Source organism: Nocardia carnea (assembly GCF_029869215.1).
In the GTDB taxonomy this organism is placed as follows: Bacteria; Actinomycetota; Actinomycetes; order Mycobacteriales; family Mycobacteriaceae; genus Nocardia; species Nocardia carnea_B.
In genome coordinates this window covers 1-18,385 of the sequence record NZ_JARWPM010000387.1, presented here as the reverse complement: position 1 = coordinate 18,385, position 18,385 = coordinate 1, and the positions used below count along the sequence as shown (strand labels likewise).

Sequence of the window (18,385 nt, the reverse complement as noted above, 5' to 3'; positions counted from 1 at the left end):
CCCGCCCCCCCCCCCCCGCGGCGCCCCCGTCCCCGCGCGGGGGGGGCGGCCCCCCCCCGCCCCCCCCCCCCCCCCCCCCCCCGCGCCCCGCGCCCCCCCCCGCCGCGGCCCCCCCCCCCCCCCCCCCCCCCCCCCCCCCCCCCCCCCCCCCCCCGCCCCCGCCCCCCCCGGCCCCCCGGGGCCCCCCCCCGGGGTGGGGCGCACGCGCCCCACACCAGGAGCAGAAAGACCCGCGGTCGTTGCGGTCCCGTGGTGGGTCGACAATGATTTGTGTCCGGCCGGCTCATTCCGGTTCCGGACATGCGAAAGCCCCTGCCGACTGGGACTCGGCAGGGGCTTTCTTACTGGTCAGGACAGATACGGGTTACTCGTCGTCCTGGCCGAGGTAGGCCGCCACTTCGGCGATGCTGTCCTCGGTGGGCGGTTCGTACTTGGCCCGGTACAGCTTCGGCGGTGCGTAGTCGGCGCTGAACGCGGTCCCGGTGCCGGTGAACTGGACGGTGATCCGGGAACCGTTGCGCAGGTCGTCGTCGCCGGCGGCGAGGATGGCTTTCTTGATCGCCTTCTGAAGGTTGCCGCGCACGAACAGTTTCCGGGCGCCGTCGTCGTCCGGGTCGGTCCGCTCCTGGGTCAAGATGACCACTTCCAGCTGCGGGACCGTTCTGCCGCCGCGCATCTTGGGTTTGCCGGTCTTCGGGTCCTTCTGGTCGGTGAGCTGCTGGGAGATCACCAGACCGGCCACCGTGGTGCCGGGTTCGTCGTTCTTGCCGAACGCCGAACGGATCACCTTGGGCTCATCGGACATGATCCACGAGGTCATAGCAGTTACTCCTTGGTTACCTGGTTGGGTGGGGTTATCCGGCCAGCGACCGGACGTTGGTGGGAGCGGCGGGCAAGGCCAGCGGCTCGATGGTGGTGGCGTCGCACTCGGCGCGGAGCCGAGCGACGATCTTGCCGACGGTGCCGAAGTGCAGCCCGACGAGCGGACCGATTTCGCGGTACGACAGGCCCTGCTGGTGTAGCCGCCAAATCTCGGTGTCGCGGTCGGGTGTCGTGTCGGCAACGGCCGGTGTCGCCTCCGGTTCGGGGCGTGTTGCCTCGATATCGGCCGGTGTTGCCTCGTGTCGCCCGGGTGTCGCCGTTGTGTCGCCGTCTGTTGCCCCGCCGATGAAGGGGGCGGCCTGCGGTGCCGGGGTGCGCGGGACTTCCATCAGCGCGGTCAGCGCGTGGGTCACCGCCAGGGCAGCGACCGGGGCGGCGCCCGCGACCGCGGCGGCGGCCAGCTGCGGGAGTTTCAGCCCGTCCGACGTCCAGGCGTGGACCCCGTTTCCGACCAAAGACAGCAGCTCAGCGGCGGCGAGTTCGGCCCAGAAGAACCGGCGGGTGGCCTTCGGGATCACCACCCCGGCCTGCTCGCGCCGGTTGAGCGCGACCAGCGCGAACGCGGCCTGCAAGATCGGCCCGTCCACGATCACCGGGGCGCCCCACGCCAATCCGGACGGGATGCCGGCCATTACCGCGACCCCGTGCAGCGCGATCGCGCTCCACGCGAACGCCGCGATCGACACCGCCGCAAGCGACAGCAAGGCGACGACTTCGGCGACGTTCCACGCCGTGCCCGCCGGTTGAGGCGACACCGGCGGGGCCGCCCCGGCCCGGTGGGCGACAGTGGGCGACGGGTCGGGGTGCGTGGGCGACATGGTGTCGTTCATCGCTGCATACCTCCTCGGGTGTGGCTGAATGCGTTGGCCGACAGACCGGCGAACGCGTTGTCGCAGTAGCGCGGCGACGGGGCCAGCCGCTCGTGATCGGCATCCAGGGCGTGCTCGGAGGCCAGATCCAGCGCGTCATCAAGATCGCTGGCAAGCTCCCGGTTACGGTCCTCCAGCACCGCGGCCCGATGCTCAGCGGCATCGAGTGCGGCCGTCACGGCGGCCAGCTTCTCCTCCAGTTCCGCCGCACGCTGGTTGGCCGCGACCAACCGGGCCTCCACATCACCGCTCGTGGCGGTTTGGCCGTAGGGACGTAGTGGGGTGAACCCGTCAGCCTGGGACTGCTGACGGACATCGGTAGTGGTCATCGGGCCAACCCCTTGCGCTCCGGTCCGGAAGCGAACGCATTGGCCGACAGACCGGAGAACGCGTTGCCGCGGGCGAGCTCGGCAGTGCGGGCCGCAGCGAACGCGGACGACACCGGCGGTTCGGTGCTGCGCTGGGTGGTGGTCGACTGGCGGCGAGGGACGATCCCGGTCAGTTCGCCGACCTGGTTCACGCTGCGCGTGAACAGCGGGTCGTCGTCGCGTCGGTATTGCTCCATCCGCTCGACCGCATCGCCGTATTCGCCGCGGCTGCCGTAACTACCGGACGAGAGCCACCGCATATCGCGCCAAGTCTCCGCGAGCCGATCGTTGCGGGTGATCCACGGTTCGGAGATTTCGTGCATCTGCTCGGTGAGCTGCACATATTCGCGGTCGGTGTCGGTCTGGTTCCGCTCTTTGTCCAGCTGATATACCCGGGCGAAATCGGCCCGCATCACCTGTTCGGCCCAGTCCGCTGCATCGGTGTAATGGTTCGGGCTGGTCGGATCCGCCGCACTGGTCGGTCGGGACCGGCGCGCTTCGGCGCTGTACGGGCCGCGCATCTCCGGCCAATCCCCGTGGCCAGCCATCTCCCGGGCCTGCCGCTGGGACCGCCACTCCGCCGGGGTCATTCCTTCGGTGACACCATCGACCCGGTCGATGATCACCTGCTCATACAGGCGTTCCATCGTGCCGGGCGCCCGGCTCCAGTCGTGGCGGGCGTCGTTCAGATATGCCCAGTCCGCCTGTGCGGTGGCCGAATCGTGGGTGCGCCAGCGGTCTTCGATCTCCTCGGCCTGACCGGAAAATTTGTCGAATTCCTCCAGGGAACCGACGTTCCGGGCTTCCTCCAGCAACCGATACTGCCGCACGGCGTCGGCGCGCATCTGCTGCTCAAGCTCGTTGGTCACGCCGCGGGCCGCGTAGTACCGCGGGTCCATCGGGTCGGTCGGGCGGTTGCCCTGCTGGTTCTGGTCGGGTGTGGTCATCGGCTCATTCCCTTCCGGTTGGTGGTGGCGGCGAACGCGTTGGTCGACAGACCGGCGAACGCATTGCCGTTGGTGTGCTGCGGCTCGGCCGCCGCTGTGGTTGCGGCCGATCGGTGCTCGGCGGCTTGTCGTTCCGGGCTGCCCAGCCGCTCGGATGCCGGCGTCAACTGTGCGAGTTTCTGCACGGACTCGTCGCGCTCGGTCTTGTACCGGTCGCGCTCGGCGACCAGCTCGTCACGCTCGGCGCGCAGCGCGGTCAACCGCCGGGTCAACGTGGCGTTCTGGTCCGCGAGATCGGCGTTGTGCTCGATCGAGAGGCGATGCCGCTGTTTCAGCGACTCCAGCTCGTCATTGCTGCGGCTCTGCACCCGCTGTGCCATCTGCTCGGGCTGGGCCCATTCCGTGGTGCGGGCGGTGACGTGCTCGATTCCGCCGGCAGCGATCCGGATCGGGGCCTGGTTGCCGCGTTCACGGACCGTGGCCTTGAGCTGCACACCAGGCAGCCAGTTCCCCGTGCGCGTGTTGTGTGCGGCCCATTGCGCCGCTTCGGCCTCGGTCGGGCTGTACGTGCGCCAGGTGGTGATACTGCCGTTGCGCAGTGCGGAGACCTCGCTGACGTATTTCGAGTTCTGCTCCGCGGTCTGCATCTCCCACTGCACACGCTGCGGGGTCAACCCGGCCCGGACCGCGGAATCCCCCGCAGCCCGGAGATGATCAGGCTGGTTCTCCAGAACGGCGTGCCGGATCTTCTGCACCGCATCCTGCTGCGCGAGGTCCAGTTCCCCGGTCGGCCGCGGGATCTCCTGCCCTACCAGCTGCGGCTGGATCTGCTGCTGCCAGACGGGTTCCTGCTGCTCGGCGGGAACGCCTCGATCTCGCTGCGTGGTCTCGCGTTCGAACCGTCGCCGCTGGATCCATTCGGTTTCGCGGGCCAGTACCGCCCGATACCGCAGGGCATCCAGGCCGCGGACCTTCGGGGCGCGGGCCAGCATTTCCGGGGTGCGGTCCTTCTTGTAGGGCCACATCCGCGCCGATTCCAGGCAATCCAGCGCGATCCCGCGCTCAACCTCGGTCAGCCGGGTATTGCCCGCGATCCGCTCCCGCAGATCGTCGATATGCCGGATCGCGGCCTCGTCGTCGCGGCGGCGCTGCTCGATGGTGGTGTTCGGGTCGGTCCACCGCTCATACCGGGCTTGGGCGGCGACCTGGTAGCGGTGGATCATCTGCGCGGTCCACACCTTGTGGTGCACGCGCTCGGCCTGCTCGGTGCGCTGCTGCCGGCGCATCTCCAGGCTGATCTGGCGGCGCACTTTGCGCTTCTCCAGCCATCCATTGGCCTGGGCGTGCATGCGCATCAGGCGCGCCATGCTGTACCCGAAGCGGCGGGCCTCGTCCATAATCTCGTCTTCAACAGGGCGTTCAGACATTTTCAGTGCTCCTTTTACGTCTGGTTTTCTCGGGGAATTCGCGGGGAATTTCAGGGGAAATCAGTCGGTGCTCGGCTCCTCCTTCCGGCTGGTGCGGCGGTCCTCGTGCGCAGCGCGGCGTGCGGTGAGGCGGGCGACCCACGCCCGGATACGGGCCAAGGCGTCGGCGCCGGTGTAGAACAGCATTTGGATCGACTCGACCGGTCCGGGTCGGCCGGCGGAATGCCACCAGCCGAACCCGACCAGCCCGATCCCGTACACCGCGAGCGGTCCGGTGACCGGCAGCACGACCACCGCGACTCCGAACGCGCCGGTCGCGCCGATCGCGGGAGCCCAAATCCGCAGGCGGTCACGGGTTTTCGCCGCCTTCTTGACGTGCGGGGTGAGCTGGCGGCCGATCGCGCCGCCGTCCGGGACGACGGGCACCAGCTGCTGGGCGAGTTTGGCGGCCGGGGTTCCTTCCAGGTCCGCGGTCATCGCGGCCAGCACATCGGCCTCGTGGGCCCGGCGGGCGGCGGAGGCGGCGGTGATCTCTTCGCCGTGATCTTCGGGGTTGAAATTCGGCATGGCCATGACGGTTTCTCCTTTCGTGTCAGGCCGGGCGGCGTTTGACCAGGTCAATGACCGGGGCGACCTGTTCGGGTTCGGGTTCGGTGAATCGGTCCAGGCCGGGCAAGGGGCGCAGGGCGTCGTAGGTGGCCTGGTCGAGTGGGGAGACCTGGCCCCAGCGGGCGCGGCCGTTGGCGACGTGCACGATCTCGCCCTTGCCCATGCGGCGGATGCGGTTCGGGTCGATCAGGTGCTTGTCGTGGGCCTGGATATTGCCCTCGTCCCCGGCCGCTGAGCCGCCGACGAGCTTGCGGGACAGGTCGAAACCCTTCTTCGTCCCGAACGCCTGGCTGATGCGTTCGCTGAACTGGTGCCCGCCGATGACCGCGCCACCGGAACCGGCGCCGACCAGCGATTCGCGCTGCTCGTCGTCGTAGCCGAGACCGTTCCAGTCCTGGGCGAACCACCAGGTGCCGATCTTGGCCTTACGCAGCCGCATCACCCACTTGTCCGCCCGCGTCTTGCCATCGGACACCGCCGAGAACTCGTCCACGGCAAGGAGAGATTCTCGGCCGTGGTCCTTGTCGGCCAGCTGCTCGAACAGGCACCCCAGCGCCCCGAACTGCGACCGGGCCCGGTCCGGTGCAGTCACACCGTCGAGCACGACATACAGGCAGTCGTAGTCGGTGAGCTGCTTGTCCCCATCGAACGCATCACCCAGCAGCCGATACAGGTTGGAGAACTCCGCCAGCGTGGACGGCAGCACCGGCTGCTCGCCCTGCATCGTGGCCGCGATCTTCTGATCCGCACCGACCACACCGGTCCAGCCGCCCCGGCCCGGATCGAACACCCCGCCCCACAACTGCGCCAGCTTTTGCGGGTCGAACCGGGACAGAAACTCCATCCAGGACCGGGGCGGGTTCTCCCCCACCGGTTCCCGGTTGACCACCTTCGCCGGAGCATCCACCACCAGGTGAATCAGGTTCTCCCGGCCCTCGTGGAAATACTTCTCCGTCGACGTCGTGGGCGCGGCGCCGCCGGAGACCATCGCCGAGAGCACCGAGCGCATATCGTCGCGGTTCATCCGCCACAGATCGAACTGGCAGTTGTACGGGAAGATCCCGATCCGCTGCTGCGGAACACCGAGCTTGAGCATCCACCGCTCCAGCTCATGCGCCGCTTTGATCGACTCCGGGCCGCCGTTGCAGTCGATCACCATCGCCAGCGGCCGACCGGGCCGATCGCGCCGCCACCACTGCCGGTGCCGCAGCCACGCGGTCACGTACCAGGACAGGATCGCCCGGAACATCAGCGTGGTCTTGCCCTTACCGGAGGAGGCGACGGTGACCATGTGCTCGCGCATGTTGATCCACGGCACGATCAGCCGGGTCTCGGTGCGCGCGGTCAGCGCTTTGAACCGGCTGGTCGGCGGGGCCTGGGTGTCCTCCCGCGCCAGGCGGCCGAACACCGGATGCGGATCCAGGCCGCCGGTGGTGAATGGCAGCCGGTAGCGCGACAGCCGGGCCGCGGCCCGCTGCTCCCGCTGCGCCTGCGCCCACAACACCCGCTCGGTGCGGGCCGGGGACTGGAAACCGTTCGTGGCGGCCTTGACCCGCCGGTTCGTGATCGCCGCGGTGGCGGTGATCCACGATGCCGGCACCAACAGCACCGCCATCAGCAACAGCCCGTGCACCGGCGAACCGGCCAGTAATTCCGCTGCACCGTCGCCGAACTGCTCGAACGGTGCCAGCGGGTCCAGACCGGCGAACACGATCGCCCCGCCCGGCAACGCCACCAGCGAGGCCAGCGTCCAGTTGCGGGCCTTGGCCGGTGTCCACGCCAATTGGATCCCGGGGACCAGCAGCAACAGCGTCAGCACCAGCACGAACACCAGCCCGGACGCGGTCACCACCGTGCCGTCGACCACGCCGTCCCACGTCCAGTCCGGCATGTTCAACCAGGAGAACCACTCGCCGTCCGGGTCGATCCCGGGCAACGACGGACTGGTCTCGGGCATCGGGTCACCCTGCGGCTGGGACTCCGCAGGGTCGACCGGCACGCCCGGCAGCGACGTGACGAACGGGCCGCAATCACCCGGGGTGATGAGCGGTGTGCACTCCGGCTCCGGTCCCTGTGCGAAGTACTCGGTGCTCACCACGACACCGCCTTTCCGTTGGTGGCCTGGCCGCGGTGATCAGAGGCTCCGCCCTCGATCACGGTCAGACCGGGCCGCACAACCGCGGCGGTATCGGTCTTCTGCTCGGGCAGCACTTCCGACAGCCCGAGAATCCGGACTTTCGGCTCGTTCTCCGCACCCGAGAGCACCTGGCCGACCGCGGAACGGATCACGTTGCGGATCTCGTCGCTACGCCGGTCGGTCTCGGTGCCGGACTTGCTCACGATCACCGGGTCCGCGCAGATGTAGAGCACTCCGGCGCATTCCGCCGAGGCGGCTTCCGAGATCGCTTTCGACACCGCTACCCGGGCGGCGGCCTGGTTCTTCGCGGTCATCTCGACCTCGACCGCCCACCACCGGCCCTCGCTATCGAGGAACCGGCCGTCGTGGACATGCGGGCGGGAAACACCGGGCTTGGTCGGGCCCAGCTGCGCCCGCAACTCCCGCTCCGAAACCCACCGGTCCAGATCCAGCCCGACCAGCGCGAGCCGCACGTCCAGCACGGCGCGCACGTGCGCGGCCATCTTCGGGGTCGGGGTCCAGTACTTGGCGTAGAACGGCAACAGCGCCTCGGTGGCCGAACGGGTCGGGAACACCCACATCGGGCCAGGCACCGGGCGAATACGCAGGTTCGACACCATATGCGCGGCCCGCCACTTCGCGGTTTTGCGGTAGGTGGTCTTCATCGACACGCCCAACATCGCGGCCACCCGATCCAACGATGTGCCGTACTGCTCGGCCAGGATCGTCAAGATCGTCATATCGACCGGGCCCAAACGCAGACCTGTCGTCATCGGCTCATTCCTTTCTGATCACGCCCAGCCGCGAACGCGTTGGTCGACAGACCCGCGAAGGCGTTGCTGGACTCCGATTTCTGTCGCGCCTGCTCGGCGGCGGCGATATCTGCCTCGGTGACGTACTGGGGCGGAACCGGCGGCAACGCCTTGCCCGACCCCAGCCACGTACCGACCGATCTGCCCGGGGTCCGGACCTGCTGCGGCGCCGGAAGATCGACCAGCACCTTCCGGTCCGACTCACCCCGTCGCGCGGCGGCCTCAGCCAAGTGCGGTAACTCGCTGACCGGCGCCATCCGCTGCCCGTGAGCCTGGGACTGCTCACGGACCGCATTCGGCTTCGATCGACGGCGGCTCACCGGCTCAGCCCCTTACGCTCCTGACCTGCCGCGAACGCGTTGGTCGACAGACCCGCGAACGCGTTGCCCGTATTGGTCCAGGCCGGGCCCGGATCGAATTCGGTCTCCATCTCCGACCGGTCGATACCGCGGCGCTCCGCCGCACGTAGCTGCCGCTCCCGCGTCGCCCGCGCCAGTGCTTCCAGCTGGGCCGGGGACGCTTCCCGCTTCGCCGCCGCGAGACGAATGTCGTAGAGGTAGGCCGTCAACGGCTCACCACGACGACGCGGACGCTCGACCAGACCCGCAATGTCCTGCCCATTCGGGCGCAGACCTTCCGCGGCCAGCTGACGGCGGGTCCGCAGATGCGACGGCGCACAGCGCCACGCGAACACCGGAACCCCGTCCCGCTGCTGCTGCTCGGGCGTGGTCACTGCCCCACCCCCACCGGCGACGCCGGCCGATCAGGCTGCACACAATCGGTTCGGGCCGTCTCGTGCGCCCGGCAGATATTCGGCGAGGGCACATAGGACTGCTGGTCAACCCACGCAATCGAGCACCCACCGATCCCGATCAGGATCAGCACCGCCCACGCCACCAACTGGCCCGTCACCGGCAACGCCCGAATCGGCGCGAACACAGCACCCGTACCCATGAACTCCGGACCAGCCATGCTGTGGAACGCCTGATGACCACGCACCCGCTCGAAATGCGACGGACCATCCTGCGGCCGGTTGTAGCCGTACCCGCTCACCGCCGCACCCCCCGCCGGGGACGCATCCGCCAGAACGCAATAGCGCCCAGCAGCATCACCGTGAACCCCACAACCTCCGGCGCCGTCAACACCAGGAAGCCGACCGAAACGGCCGCGATCGCGAGACCGAATGTCCGGGCGCGCATCATGCGGCCCTCCGGTTCACACTGCTGAACACAGCGGCCAGCCGCGCCCGGGCTACAGCTGAAATAGGAGGTGCTTGAGCGACGACCTGCGCCACGTACTCCTCCAGTCGGACCGCCTCACGCTTACGCGGGCCGAGAGCCTGCCGCTGCTTCGTCATCACGCGTCCTCCCCGGCCGAGGCAGGGACGGGCTGCACCAGCGCCAGCAACTCGACGTGGTTGACCCGCAGCAGGTGACCGTTCACGCGAAATCCGCGGAGCTGCCCGGCGTGGATCCAGTTCCGGATCGTCTTCGCGTCCACATCGACCAGCGAGGCCGCGGTCTTGAGGCTGATCAGTCGGCGGGCATCGGAACCGCTGACGTGACCGTTGGGCTTGTGTGACACGTTCTGTCTCCTTCGAAAAGTGGGAAATGGATTGCAAGCTGTTACTTTTCGGGAAATTGGCTGTCGCAATGACCGCATAGGTGGACGACTAAGGACGTCTCACATACACTGAAGAAGTCCCTAGTCGTCCCTTGGGAGTTGCGATGCCGAACGATCGGTTGCGAGAGGCGCTTCTGCGCAATGGCCTGGACATATCCGATGTCGCGACCGAGGTCGGCGTCGAGGAGAAGACGGTCGAGCGGTGGATCACCAAGGGGCGAACGCCCTACCCGCGCCACCGCCACAAGCTCGCCGCTATGGTGCGCGAGACCGAGAACTACCTATGGCCCGATGCGCTTGCGCCGGAGCGCCGCACCGAGGTGGCGCAATCAGAGGTAATCAACGTCTACCCACACCGCAGTGCGATTCCGCACGACCTGTGGACTCGGCTGCTGTCGCAGGCAACCGAACGGATCGACGTCCTTGTTCTTGCCGGACTGTTTCTCGCCGAAGAGCCGTTGTTCGCGCGGTCGATCAAGCAGAAGACGCGCGAGGGCATGAAAGTCCGGATGCTGTTCGGGGACCCCGACGAAGATGAAGCGACCAAGAGGAGCGCGGAAGAGCGGCTCGCCTCGGCTACGGTGCCGGCGCGGATCCGGAACGCACTCGCTCTTATCGAACCGCTGGCGGCAATCGACGGGGTCGATATCCGGTACCACAAAACGACGCTCTACAACTCGATCTTCAGGTTCGACGACGAGATGATTGTCAACATGCATGTTTACGGGCAGCCGGGCGCCTATGCGCCGGCGCTCCATCTGCGGCAGCTCCCGGCAGCCGATCTCTTCGAGACATATACGACCAGCTTCGAGCAGGTGTGGACGGAAAGCTACGAAGCCGACTTCGGACGTCGAGCATGAGCCGCACGGACTACTTCCACGATCCAGCAGCACCGACGCCCAACAGCGTCAAAGTTGCGGTGAGCGCGCTCGTTCAGGACGACCAGGGCCGAATCCTGCTGATCCGCCGCTCTGACAACGGCAAATACTCCGTACCCGGAGGTGGGCTCGAAGCAGGAGAAACAGTCGCCCAGGCTGTCGTACGAGAGGTTCGCGAAGAGACCGGCATCGACGTAGACGTAACCGAGCTGGTGGGAGTCTTTTCGAACCCCGAGCATGTCATCGCCTATGACGACGGCGAGGTTCGTCAGGAATTCTCGATCTGCTTCCGCGCACGGCCGGTCGGCGGAAGCCTCCGCACGAGCGACGAATCCACCGAGGTCGAATGGGTGATGCCAGCGGAACTACCTGACCGGGACATACACCCGTCCATCAGGCTCAGAATTCAGAAAGGACTCGAGGTAGCCGACGGCCCGTACTTCACTTGACCGATCGGGTGCCCAATCTCGATTCCGTCCGGTCGGACGCTCCGAGTAGATGCGGTGCAGCCTCCGCCACAGACTGAGCAACAACGTGTTCGGGGCCGTAGCGGGCTTGGACCTCAGCAATCCGCTCACGAACCGCAGTGATCTCCCCGGTCGGTGTCGTGGTCATGTCGGCCCACCACAGGGCGTCCCGAAGCTCGGTCTCCTCATCTGCCCATTCAATTCGGACACCGCGGCGACGCGCCTCGACACATGCGCAGGAGTGATTCGCGACCAGGGCACACAGCCGCTCGCTGGCACCGCGGTCACGCAAGAACTCGGCGCCGTCGACTGGGTGAAATCCGATCCGCTCGATATCCGGCGCGTAGCCGATATCGTGCAGCCACGCCGCGGCGACCAGTAGTGCCGGATCGTCCACAACCGCGCCCGCGCGGGCTGCCTGCCGCGCCACCCCTTCCACATGAGCCAATCGCCGGGGTAGAGGTGCCAGGTGCGTGCGCGCCAGCCTCTCGGCCCACTCGGGAGTCTCGCCGCCGCTCATGATTCGACGGTATCGACCTGCAGCGGCAGGCAACACTGTGAATCGACAATCCGCCGCGGCTGTCCCGAGGAGACTCGCGATCCACTCACCATCCGCGGCTCTTCCACTCCGCCAGATGTGGCCGCTCGGCGCCGAGTGTGGTGTCATCTCCATGCCCGGGGTACACGGCAGTGTCATCGCCGAACCGGTCGAAAACCTTGCTGGTCAAGCCGGTGAACAGCGAATTGAAGTCCTCCGGATTTGTTGTCCGCCCAGGACCCCCCGGAAACAGGCAGTCTCCGGTGAACAGATGGGTCCGGCCGGAACCGTCGGTGAGGGCCAGGGTGACCGAACCCGGAGTGTGCCCGACCAGGTGGATGACCTCGAGCGTGAGGTCGCCGACGGTGACGGTATCGCCCTCGGCGAGCAGGCGCTGCGGGGTGACCGGCAGCGGTTCGGCGTCCAGCGCATGCGCGGCGGTCGGCGCGCCGGTTGCTTCGGCCACGGCGGCGAGGGCCTGCCAGTGGTCGGGATGCTGATGGGTGGTGACGATCAGGCCGACCCCGTCCGGTGCCGCCTGCCCGGCCAGTTCGATGATCCGGTCGGCGTCGTTGGCGGCGTCGATGAGCAGCGTCGCGCCGGTGGCCGCGCACTGCACCAGGTAGGTGTTGTTGTCCATCGGGCCGACCGACATCTTGGTGACCCGGGCGCCCGGAACCTCCCGGCGTTGCGCCGCGCCACCCGATTCGACGTGGCCCGTGTAGGTCGTTTCGATGGTGATCACACCCCGATGCTAGCGAGACCCGCACCGCTATCACCGACCACCATGGAACGCCCACCGGGAGGCGCGCCCCAGAGGGTGCCGGAGCGCTCGGTCAGGCCGTGCTTTCCCGGTCTTCCAGCCCCACTGCTTGCAACAGTTCCCGCCGGTCCTGTTCCAGTTCGGGGATCGTCGCCATGAGGTCGGCCAGGCTGTCGGCGATGGCGTTGAGCTTCTGCTGCACCGCGTCGTCGGATCGCTTCTGGGTGTTCTGCAGCAGCGCCACCATCAGGAACGTGATGATCGTGGTGATCGTGTTGATGATCAACTGCCAGGTGTCCAGCGGGAGCAGCACAATCGACGGCGCCCAGATCACCACGATGGCGACGCACAGCGAGAAGAACCAGGCCCGCGACACCCAGCCGCTGACCCGGCCGGCAAAACGGTCGAACACCGAGACCTGCCCGTGGATATCGGACGGCATCACCGCCGAATCGTTGCGGTCGTGATCGGACATGATCCGCTCCTCTCCGCTCCTGCCTTCCGGCTACCCGCGAACGGGCGCCGGAAACGGCAGGAATCGGCAAAGATGCGGGTCAGCAGCCCAGCAAGCGCTGCGCGAGATAACCCTCGACCTGATCCAGGGCGATCCGCTCCTGGGTCATGGTGTCGCGTTCGCGGACCGTGACCGCCTGGTCCTCGAGGGTGTCGAAATCGACCGTGATGCAGAACGGGGTACCGATTTCGTCCTGCCGGCGGTAGCGGCGGCCGATGGCGCCGGCGTCGTCGAATTCGATATTCCAGTTCCGGCGCAGCCGCGCGGCGAGGTCTTTGGCCTTGGGCGTGAGGTCGGCGTTACGCGACAGCGGCAGCACGGCGGCCTTGACCGGCGCGAGCCGGCGGTCCAGCCGCAGGACCGTGCGCTTGTCGACGCCGCCCTTGGCATTGGGGGCCTCGTCCTCGGCGTAGGCGTCGACCAGGAATGCCATCAGCGAACGGGTCAGGCCGGCCGCTGGTTCGATCACGTACGGGATATAGCGTTCCTCGGCGGTCTGGTCGTAGTAGCTGAGGTCGACACCCGAATGTTTGGCGTGGGTGGACAGGTCGTAATCGGTGCGGTTGGCGATACCTTCCAGCTCACCCCATTCGCCACCGGCGAAGCCGAAGCGGTATTCGATATCGGTGGTACCGGCCGAATAGTGCGACAGTTTCTCTTTCGGGTGTTCGAACAGGCGCAGGTTCTCCGGGTCGATACCGAGGTCGGTGTACCAGGAGAACCGGGTGTCGATCCAGTACTTGTGCCATTCGGCATCTTCACCGGGCTTGACGAAGAACTCCATCTCCATCTGCTCGAACTCGCGGGTGCGGAAGATGAAGTTGCCGGGGGTGATCTCGTTGCGGAAGCTCTTGCCGATCTGGGCGATACCGAACGGCGGCTTCTTGCGCGCGGTGGTCTCGACGTTCTTGTAGTTGACGAAGATGCCCTGCGCGGTTTCCGGGCGCAGGTAGTGCAGGCCTTCTTCGTCGTCGACCGGGCCGAGGTAGGTCTTCAGCAGGCCGGAGAAGTTCCGCGGTTCCGTCCATTTGCCGGGCTGGCCGGTTTCCGGATCGTTGATATCGGCCAGCCCGTTGGCCGGCGGATGACCGTGTTTGGCTTCGTAGGCTTCGAGCAGGTGATCGGCCCGGTAGCGCTTGTGCGTGTGCAGGGATTCGACCAGCGGGTCGGTGAAGGTTTCCACATGGCCGGAGGCCACCCAGACCTGGCGGGGCAGGATCACCGAGGAGTCGAGGCCCACCACGTCCTCGCGGCCGGTGACCATGGACCGCCACCACTGCTTCTTGATGTTGTCCTTGAGCTCGACGCCGAGCGGACCGTAGTCCCACGCCGATTTGGTACCGCCGTAGATCTCACCACACGGGTACACCAGACCCCGGCGCTTGGCGAGGTTGGCAACGGTGTCCACCTTCGACTTGGGTGCCACGCGAGAACTCTCCATCCACTACGTAATCGCCAGTAGTTACGCTGCCCGGAGCGGGCGCACGTGATCGCGGCTGCCGCGGTGTTGCTCGATCGTGCACCGCTGATCGGGTACAGCCTAATGGCCGGTGCCAACCGCTTTTGCACCCGCACCGGCGCGGACATTTGACATGCATATCCGTGCATATCAAAATGGGACCGGTTTCCAATAAGGAGTGGACCATGACAACCGATACCGCCGCCGTCGCCCACAACCCCTACCGGTCCCCCGCCCCGGCCCCCATACCGTCGCGGACCGTACTGGAGAACGCCGGCGAGCTGCTGCGTGCGCTGGCGGCCCCCGTGCGCATCGCCATCGTGCTACAACTGCGGGAGTCGCCGCGCTGTGTGCACGAACTGGTGGATGCCCTCGGTGTCACACAACCGCTGGTCAGCCAGCACCTACGGATCCTGAAATCGGCCGGGGTGGTACACGGCGAGCGTTCGGGCCGGGAGGTCCTCTACGAGCTCGTCGACGATCACCTGGCGCATATCGTGGTCGACGCAGTAGCGCACGCCGAAGAAGAAGGGTAATTCGTGTCCGAGAACCTGGTCACCGGGAAAGGGACCGCCACACAGAAAGCAGTCGGTATTCGCACCACGCGGCAACGTAACGCGATCGCCGCGCTCCTGGAGGATATCGACAGGTTCCGCTCGGCCCAGGAGCTACACGACGAACTACGCAAACGTGGTGAAGGTATCGGGCTGACCACCGTCTACCGCACGCTGCAGTCGCTCGCCGACGCCGGAATGGTGGATGTGCTGCGCACCGACAACGGGGAATCGGTGTACCGGCAGTGTTCCACCGGACACCATCACCATCTGGTGTGCCGGCACTGCGGGCGCACGGTCGAGGTCGCCGGGCCGACGGTCGAGAAGTGGGCCTCGAGCACGGCCGCCGACCACGGTTTCACAGAGGTCAGCCACACGCTGGAGATCTTCGGTACCTGTCACTCCTGCGCCGGCGTCCGGGGCTGAGGGCAGACGAGAGCGGCCCGCCCCCCGAATCAAGGGGCGGGCCGCGCCGTTCACCCGGTCACGCGGGTACCGGCACCGCTTCCGGGCCGCTCGGTACCTGCTCGGTACGGCGGCCGTCCCGCAGCGCACCGATTCCGAGCAGCACCAGCGCCAGGGCCGCCCATCCGAGCAACACCAGCAGCGGCCCCTGCGCCCCCGCCCAATCGAAGAACGCGACCGAGCGGATCAGGGAGGCGGCAGCACCGGGCGGCAGCAACTGACCGATCGTCCCCCAGGGCTGCGGCAACAGTTCCGGCGCCGAGGTCGCGGCGGAGAACGGGTTGCCGATCAGCAGCATCGTGAGCGCGGCGATGCCGATTCCGGCGCGGCCGATCACGGTGGCCAGGCCCGCGACAGTACCGGCGACGGCGAACGAGACCAGACCGGCGACCAGCGAAAGCTCCAGATACGGGCCGGGGACGATGGACAACCAGGTCTGGGTGACCAGAATGCTCAGCAAGCCGCCCGCGATTCCGAAGGCGAACACCCCCGCGATCCGGCCGAGGGCCGAGGGAACCAGCAAGGCCAGCAACACTCCCCCGGCAATACCGGCCATCACCAGCGGCAGGGCCATCGCGCCGAACCCGGCACCGCGCGGATCGTCCGGGTCGCCGGGAACCACGTCTTCGACCGGCGCCACGGGCGCCCCGGACATCTGCTGGCCGATCTGAGTGAGCTGCTGAGCGACCGCCGGGCTGGCACCAGAGGCGATCAGCACCCGCGGGGCGCCGTTGCCGGTGACGACCGCTCCGTAGACCTCGCGGTCGCCGATGGCCTCCCGGGCCGCGGCTTCGTCCGGCACGATGGTCAGCTCGAAGGCATCGGCGTTCTGGCCGGTCAGCCGGGCCTGGACCATTTCCGCCTGGGGCCCGGCGACGGCAAGCGGCAGGTCCCGCGGGGCGATATTGGTCGCGGGCCAGGCGAAGGCGATCAGCATCAGCGCTTGGAGGAGGGCCGCGCCCAGCCCGATGGCCACGGCGCGCTGGATGACGTTCATGACGTTCTCCCAGAAAATCGAAGGCTCGTTCTTTTTAACGATGCCCCTACCGTCGCACCGGGCACCGCACTTGTCAAGAACGAATATTCGTTTTAGTTTGGGGTATGCCCCGAGTCAGTGACGAACACCTGGAACGCCGCCGGCAGCAGATCCTCGACGCCGCCCGCATCTGCTTCGTGCGCAAGGGATTCCACCAGACCTCCATGCAGGACGTCTTCACCGAATCGGGGCTGTCCGCGGGCGCGGTCTACCGGTACTTCAAGGGCAAGGACGAACTGGTGGTCGCGCTGGCCTCGACCGCGGCGGGCGATATCCGCGCCCGGATGGAAGAGGTGATCCGCCGCGACCCGCTCCCCCCGCCCGCGGAGGTGGTGGCACATCTGACCGGCTGGATCGACACCCAGACCGGCCCGGAAGGCCGGCTACGGCTGGCACCGCAGGCCTGGTCGCTCGCGTTGATCGATGACAACGCCGCCGAACCGGTCCGCCTGACCATGGCGGGTATCCGGACGATGTGGCGCACCTATGTCGAACGGATGCACGAACAGGGCTGGCTTCCCGCCGACGCGGATCTCGACGCCGTCACCTCCGCCCTGTTCGGCCTGCTACCGGGCTACGTCCTGCAGCATCTGATCATCGGGGATATCGACGCGGACCAGTACATCCGCGGCGTCGCCACGCTCCTCCCCTACGGACCACCGTACGAGCCGGGAACACCGCCGGCCGATTCATCCGGTCAGGGCAGCAATCCCTGACGCGCCTCGCCGGCACCCCCGAGCACCAGCAGCAGCATGGTCGTCAACGCCTGATCGTCGAGCCCTGCCGCCGGGAACGTGTAGCGCAGGATCACATCGGCGAGTTTCCCGTGCGCGATCAGCGCGATCGACCCGAACTGCAACGCCGCGTTACGCTCGGCGACCCGCTTGTGCAGCTGCGGTTTCAGCGGGCGATCCCAGGCCAGCACGCAGGTCAGCGACAGCACATCAAGGCCCGGCGTCAAGGTGAACGCGCTCAGCGAGCACAACGCGCCCTGGAAGTCGAAGCGCAGCGAGCCGTCGTTGTCGACCCGGACATCGATATCGTGCAAACCCAGGCCCGCCCCCGCACGCGCCTTCAACTCGATATCGGGTGCCAGCTCACCGGAATCGGGCTCGGACGTCATTTGGTACCACCGAACCGGCGATCACGCCGCGCGTACTCGAGGCAGGCCGCCCACAGATTACGCCGATCGAAATCCGGGAACAGCGTGTCCTGATAGACGAATTCCGCGTACGCGGACTGCCAGATCAAGAAGTTCGAACTCCGGAACTCCCCCGACGGCCGCAGGAACAGATCCACATCGGGCATATCCGGTTCGTCCATATACCGGGCCACCATGGCCTCGTTCACCCTCTCCGGATCGACCTCCCCGGCCGCCACCCGGCGCGCGATCTCCCGTGCCGCATCGGCGATTTCGGCGCGACCACCGTAGTTCACGCACATGGTCAGCGTCATCACGGTGTTGTCCTGCGTCAGCTCCTGCGCGATCTCGAGTTCCCGGATCACACTGCGCCACAACCGCGGCCGCCGCCCCGCCCAGCGCACCCGCACCCCCATCTCGTGCATTTCGTCGCGCCGCCGCCGGATCACATCCCGGTTGAAGCCCATGAGGAAACGCACCTCCTCCGGACTGCGCCGCCAGTTCTCGGTGGAAAACGCGTACGCCGACAACCACTGCACACCGATCTCGATACAGCCCTCGACGGTGTCCATCAGCACGGCCTCGCCTTTTTCGTGCCCCGCGGTGCGCGGCAGCCCCCGCTCCTGCGCCCACCGGCCGTTCCCGTCCATCACCAGCGCCACATGCCGGGGAACCAGCTCCGGCGGGATCTCGGGCGGCCGCGCCCCGGAAGGATGCGGCGCCGGCGGGCGGACTGTACGGGTACCGGCGGACACGTCCGAACCGGCAGAGTCACGACGCAGGATCACGGTAGAAAGGGTAGCTGTGTCTTTTTGCGGCGCCTGCGGCGCCGCGGGGTTTGGCCCCCTTGGTCCCGGCTGTCAGCGCTCGACACTCGCGCCAGCGGCGCATCGCAT

The 18,385-nt window shown here is 67.5% G+C and carries 25 protein-coding genes; 5 read left to right on the top strand and 20 right to left on the bottom strand.

What is annotated here, in order from left to right:
• Positions 1-364: 364 nt before the first annotated feature.
• The 13 genes from QH276_RS28095 to QH276_RS28035 all read right to left on the bottom strand — a co-directional run bounded on the left by QH276_RS28095 (position 365) and on the right by QH276_RS28035 (position 9,635).
• On the bottom strand, positions 365-820 hold the full coding sequence (locus QH276_RS28095) for a hypothetical protein (RefSeq protein WP_280396882.1): 456 nt from the start codon (positions 818-820) through the stop codon (positions 365-367).
• Between the two features lie 34 nt (positions 821-854).
• Positions 855-1,712, bottom strand: a complete 858-nt coding sequence (locus tag QH276_RS28090) for a DUF2637 domain-containing protein (protein ID WP_280396883.1) — start codon at positions 1,710-1,712, stop codon at positions 855-857.
• Complete coding sequence (locus QH276_RS28085; protein ID WP_280396884.1) at positions 1,709-2,080, bottom strand: hypothetical protein; 372 nt, start codon at positions 2,078-2,080, stop codon at positions 1,709-1,711. Before QH276_RS28085 ends, QH276_RS28090 begins: the two co-directional genes overlap by 4 nt.
• A complete protein-coding gene (locus tag QH276_RS28080) occupies positions 2,077-3,066 on the bottom strand; it encodes a hypothetical protein (protein ID WP_280396885.1) in 990 nt (329 codons plus the stop codon). The genes QH276_RS28085 and QH276_RS28080 overlap by 4 nt, the downstream gene beginning before the upstream one ends.
• Positions 3,063-4,493 (bottom strand): hypothetical protein, encoded by a 1,431-nt coding sequence (locus tag QH276_RS28075; RefSeq protein ID WP_280396886.1) that lies wholly within the window; start codon positions 4,491-4,493, stop codon positions 3,063-3,065. The genes QH276_RS28080 and QH276_RS28075 overlap by 4 nt, the downstream gene beginning before the upstream one ends.
• A gap of 60 nt (positions 4,494-4,553) precedes the next feature.
• Entirely contained in the window at positions 4,554-5,066 is a 513-nt protein-coding gene (locus QH276_RS28070) for a hypothetical protein (protein ID WP_280396887.1), read from the bottom strand.
• Between the two features lie 19 nt (positions 5,067-5,085).
• Positions 5,086-7,200 carry a hypothetical protein gene (locus QH276_RS28065; RefSeq protein ID WP_280396888.1) on the bottom strand — a complete coding sequence of 705 codons (2,115 nt, stop codon included), beginning with the start codon at positions 7,198-7,200 and terminating at the stop codon, positions 5,086-5,088.
• Positions 7,194-8,012 (bottom strand): hypothetical protein, encoded by an 819-nt coding sequence (locus QH276_RS28060; protein WP_280396889.1) that lies wholly within the window; start codon positions 8,010-8,012, stop codon positions 7,194-7,196. Before QH276_RS28060 ends, QH276_RS28065 begins: the two co-directional genes overlap by 7 nt.
• Positions 8,009-8,371: a hypothetical protein gene (locus QH276_RS28055; protein WP_280396890.1), complete on the bottom strand. Its 363-nt coding sequence runs from the start codon at positions 8,369-8,371 to the stop codon at positions 8,009-8,011. The genes QH276_RS28060 and QH276_RS28055 overlap by 4 nt, the downstream gene beginning before the upstream one ends.
• Positions 8,368-8,784 (bottom strand): RRQRL motif-containing zinc-binding protein, encoded by a 417-nt coding sequence (locus QH276_RS28050; RefSeq protein ID WP_280396891.1) that lies wholly within the window; start codon positions 8,782-8,784, stop codon positions 8,368-8,370. Before QH276_RS28050 ends, QH276_RS28055 begins: the two co-directional genes overlap by 4 nt.
• Positions 8,781-9,104: a hypothetical protein gene (locus tag QH276_RS28045; protein ID WP_280396892.1), complete on the bottom strand. Its 324-nt coding sequence runs from the start codon at positions 9,102-9,104 to the stop codon at positions 8,781-8,783. Before QH276_RS28045 ends, QH276_RS28050 begins: the two co-directional genes overlap by 4 nt.
• Positions 9,101-9,253 (bottom strand): hypothetical protein, encoded by a 153-nt coding sequence (locus QH276_RS28040; protein WP_280396893.1) that lies wholly within the window; start codon positions 9,251-9,253, stop codon positions 9,101-9,103. Before QH276_RS28040 ends, QH276_RS28045 begins: the two co-directional genes overlap by 4 nt.
• Positions 9,254-9,407: 154 nt before the next feature.
• Positions 9,408-9,635: a helix-turn-helix domain-containing protein gene (locus QH276_RS28035; protein ID WP_280396894.1), complete on the bottom strand. Its 228-nt coding sequence runs from the start codon at positions 9,633-9,635 to the stop codon at positions 9,408-9,410.
• Positions 9,636-9,778: 143 nt separating this feature from the next.
• Here QH276_RS28035 and QH276_RS28030 point away from each other — a divergent pair, with 143 nt between their 5' ends.
• On the top strand, positions 9,779-10,534 hold the full coding sequence (locus QH276_RS28030) for a helix-turn-helix domain-containing protein (RefSeq protein WP_280396895.1): 756 nt from the start codon (positions 9,779-9,781) through the stop codon (positions 10,532-10,534).
• Positions 10,531-11,001 carry an NUDIX hydrolase gene (locus QH276_RS28025; RefSeq protein WP_280396896.1) on the top strand — a complete coding sequence of 157 codons (471 nt, stop codon included), beginning with the start codon at positions 10,531-10,533 and terminating at the stop codon, positions 10,999-11,001. Before QH276_RS28030 ends, QH276_RS28025 begins: the two co-directional genes overlap by 4 nt.
• On the opposite strand, the gene QH276_RS28020 is transcribed toward QH276_RS28025, so the two are convergent.
• From QH276_RS28020 to QH276_RS28005, 4 genes are all read right to left on the bottom strand, one after another.
• Complete coding sequence (locus QH276_RS28020) at positions 10,994-11,539, bottom strand: HD domain-containing protein (RefSeq protein ID WP_280396897.1); 546 nt, start codon at positions 11,537-11,539, stop codon at positions 10,994-10,996. The genes QH276_RS28025 and QH276_RS28020 overlap by 8 nt on opposite strands.
• Positions 11,540-11,624: 85 nt before the next feature.
• Positions 11,625-12,302: an MBL fold metallo-hydrolase gene (locus QH276_RS28015; RefSeq protein WP_280396898.1), complete on the bottom strand. Its 678-nt coding sequence runs from the start codon at positions 12,300-12,302 to the stop codon at positions 11,625-11,627.
• A gap of 91 nt (positions 12,303-12,393) precedes the next feature.
• Positions 12,394-12,798: a low affinity iron permease family protein gene (locus tag QH276_RS28010; RefSeq protein ID WP_432278548.1), complete on the bottom strand. Its 405-nt coding sequence runs from the start codon at positions 12,796-12,798 to the stop codon at positions 12,394-12,396.
• 76 nt (positions 12,799-12,874) lie between these two features.
• The gene (locus tag QH276_RS28005; RefSeq protein WP_280396900.1) at positions 12,875-14,260 is read right to left on the bottom strand and encodes a glycine--tRNA ligase; all 1,386 of its coding nucleotides are present in this window, start codon (positions 14,258-14,260) and stop codon (positions 12,875-12,877) included.
• A gap of 218 nt (positions 14,261-14,478) precedes the next feature.
• Between QH276_RS28005 and QH276_RS28000 the strand changes: the two genes are divergently transcribed.
• Both QH276_RS28000 and QH276_RS27995 read left to right on the top strand, forming a co-directional pair.
• A complete protein-coding gene (locus QH276_RS28000) occupies positions 14,479-14,829 on the top strand; it encodes an ArsR/SmtB family transcription factor (protein ID WP_280396901.1) in 351 nt (116 codons plus the stop codon).
• 3 nt (positions 14,830-14,832) lie between these two features.
• Positions 14,833-15,273 (top strand): Fur family transcriptional regulator, encoded by a 441-nt coding sequence (locus QH276_RS27995; protein ID WP_280396902.1) that lies wholly within the window; start codon positions 14,833-14,835, stop codon positions 15,271-15,273.
• Positions 15,274-15,331: 58 nt separating this feature from the next.
• Here QH276_RS27995 and QH276_RS27990 read toward each other — a convergent pair whose 3' ends face one another.
• Entirely contained in the window at positions 15,332-16,309 is a 978-nt protein-coding gene (locus QH276_RS27990) for a hypothetical protein (protein WP_280396903.1), read from the bottom strand.
• A gap of 104 nt (positions 16,310-16,413) precedes the next feature.
• On the opposite strand from QH276_RS27990, the gene QH276_RS27985 reads away from it, so the two are divergent.
• Entirely contained in the window at positions 16,414-17,064 is a 651-nt protein-coding gene (locus QH276_RS27985; protein WP_280396904.1) for a TetR/AcrR family transcriptional regulator, read from the top strand.
• Here QH276_RS27985 and QH276_RS27980 read toward each other — a convergent pair.
• On the bottom strand, positions 17,046-17,471 hold the full coding sequence (locus tag QH276_RS27980; RefSeq protein WP_280396905.1) for a hypothetical protein: 426 nt from the start codon (positions 17,469-17,471) through the stop codon (positions 17,046-17,048). The two genes, QH276_RS27985 and QH276_RS27980, sit on opposite strands and share 19 nt — an antisense overlap.
• The gene (locus QH276_RS27975; RefSeq protein ID WP_280396906.1) at positions 17,468-18,277 is read right to left on the bottom strand and encodes an isoprenyl transferase; all 810 of its coding nucleotides are present in this window, start codon (positions 18,275-18,277) and stop codon (positions 17,468-17,470) included. The genes QH276_RS27980 and QH276_RS27975 overlap by 4 nt, the downstream gene beginning before the upstream one ends.
• Between the last annotated feature and the right edge of the window lie 108 nt (positions 18,278-18,385).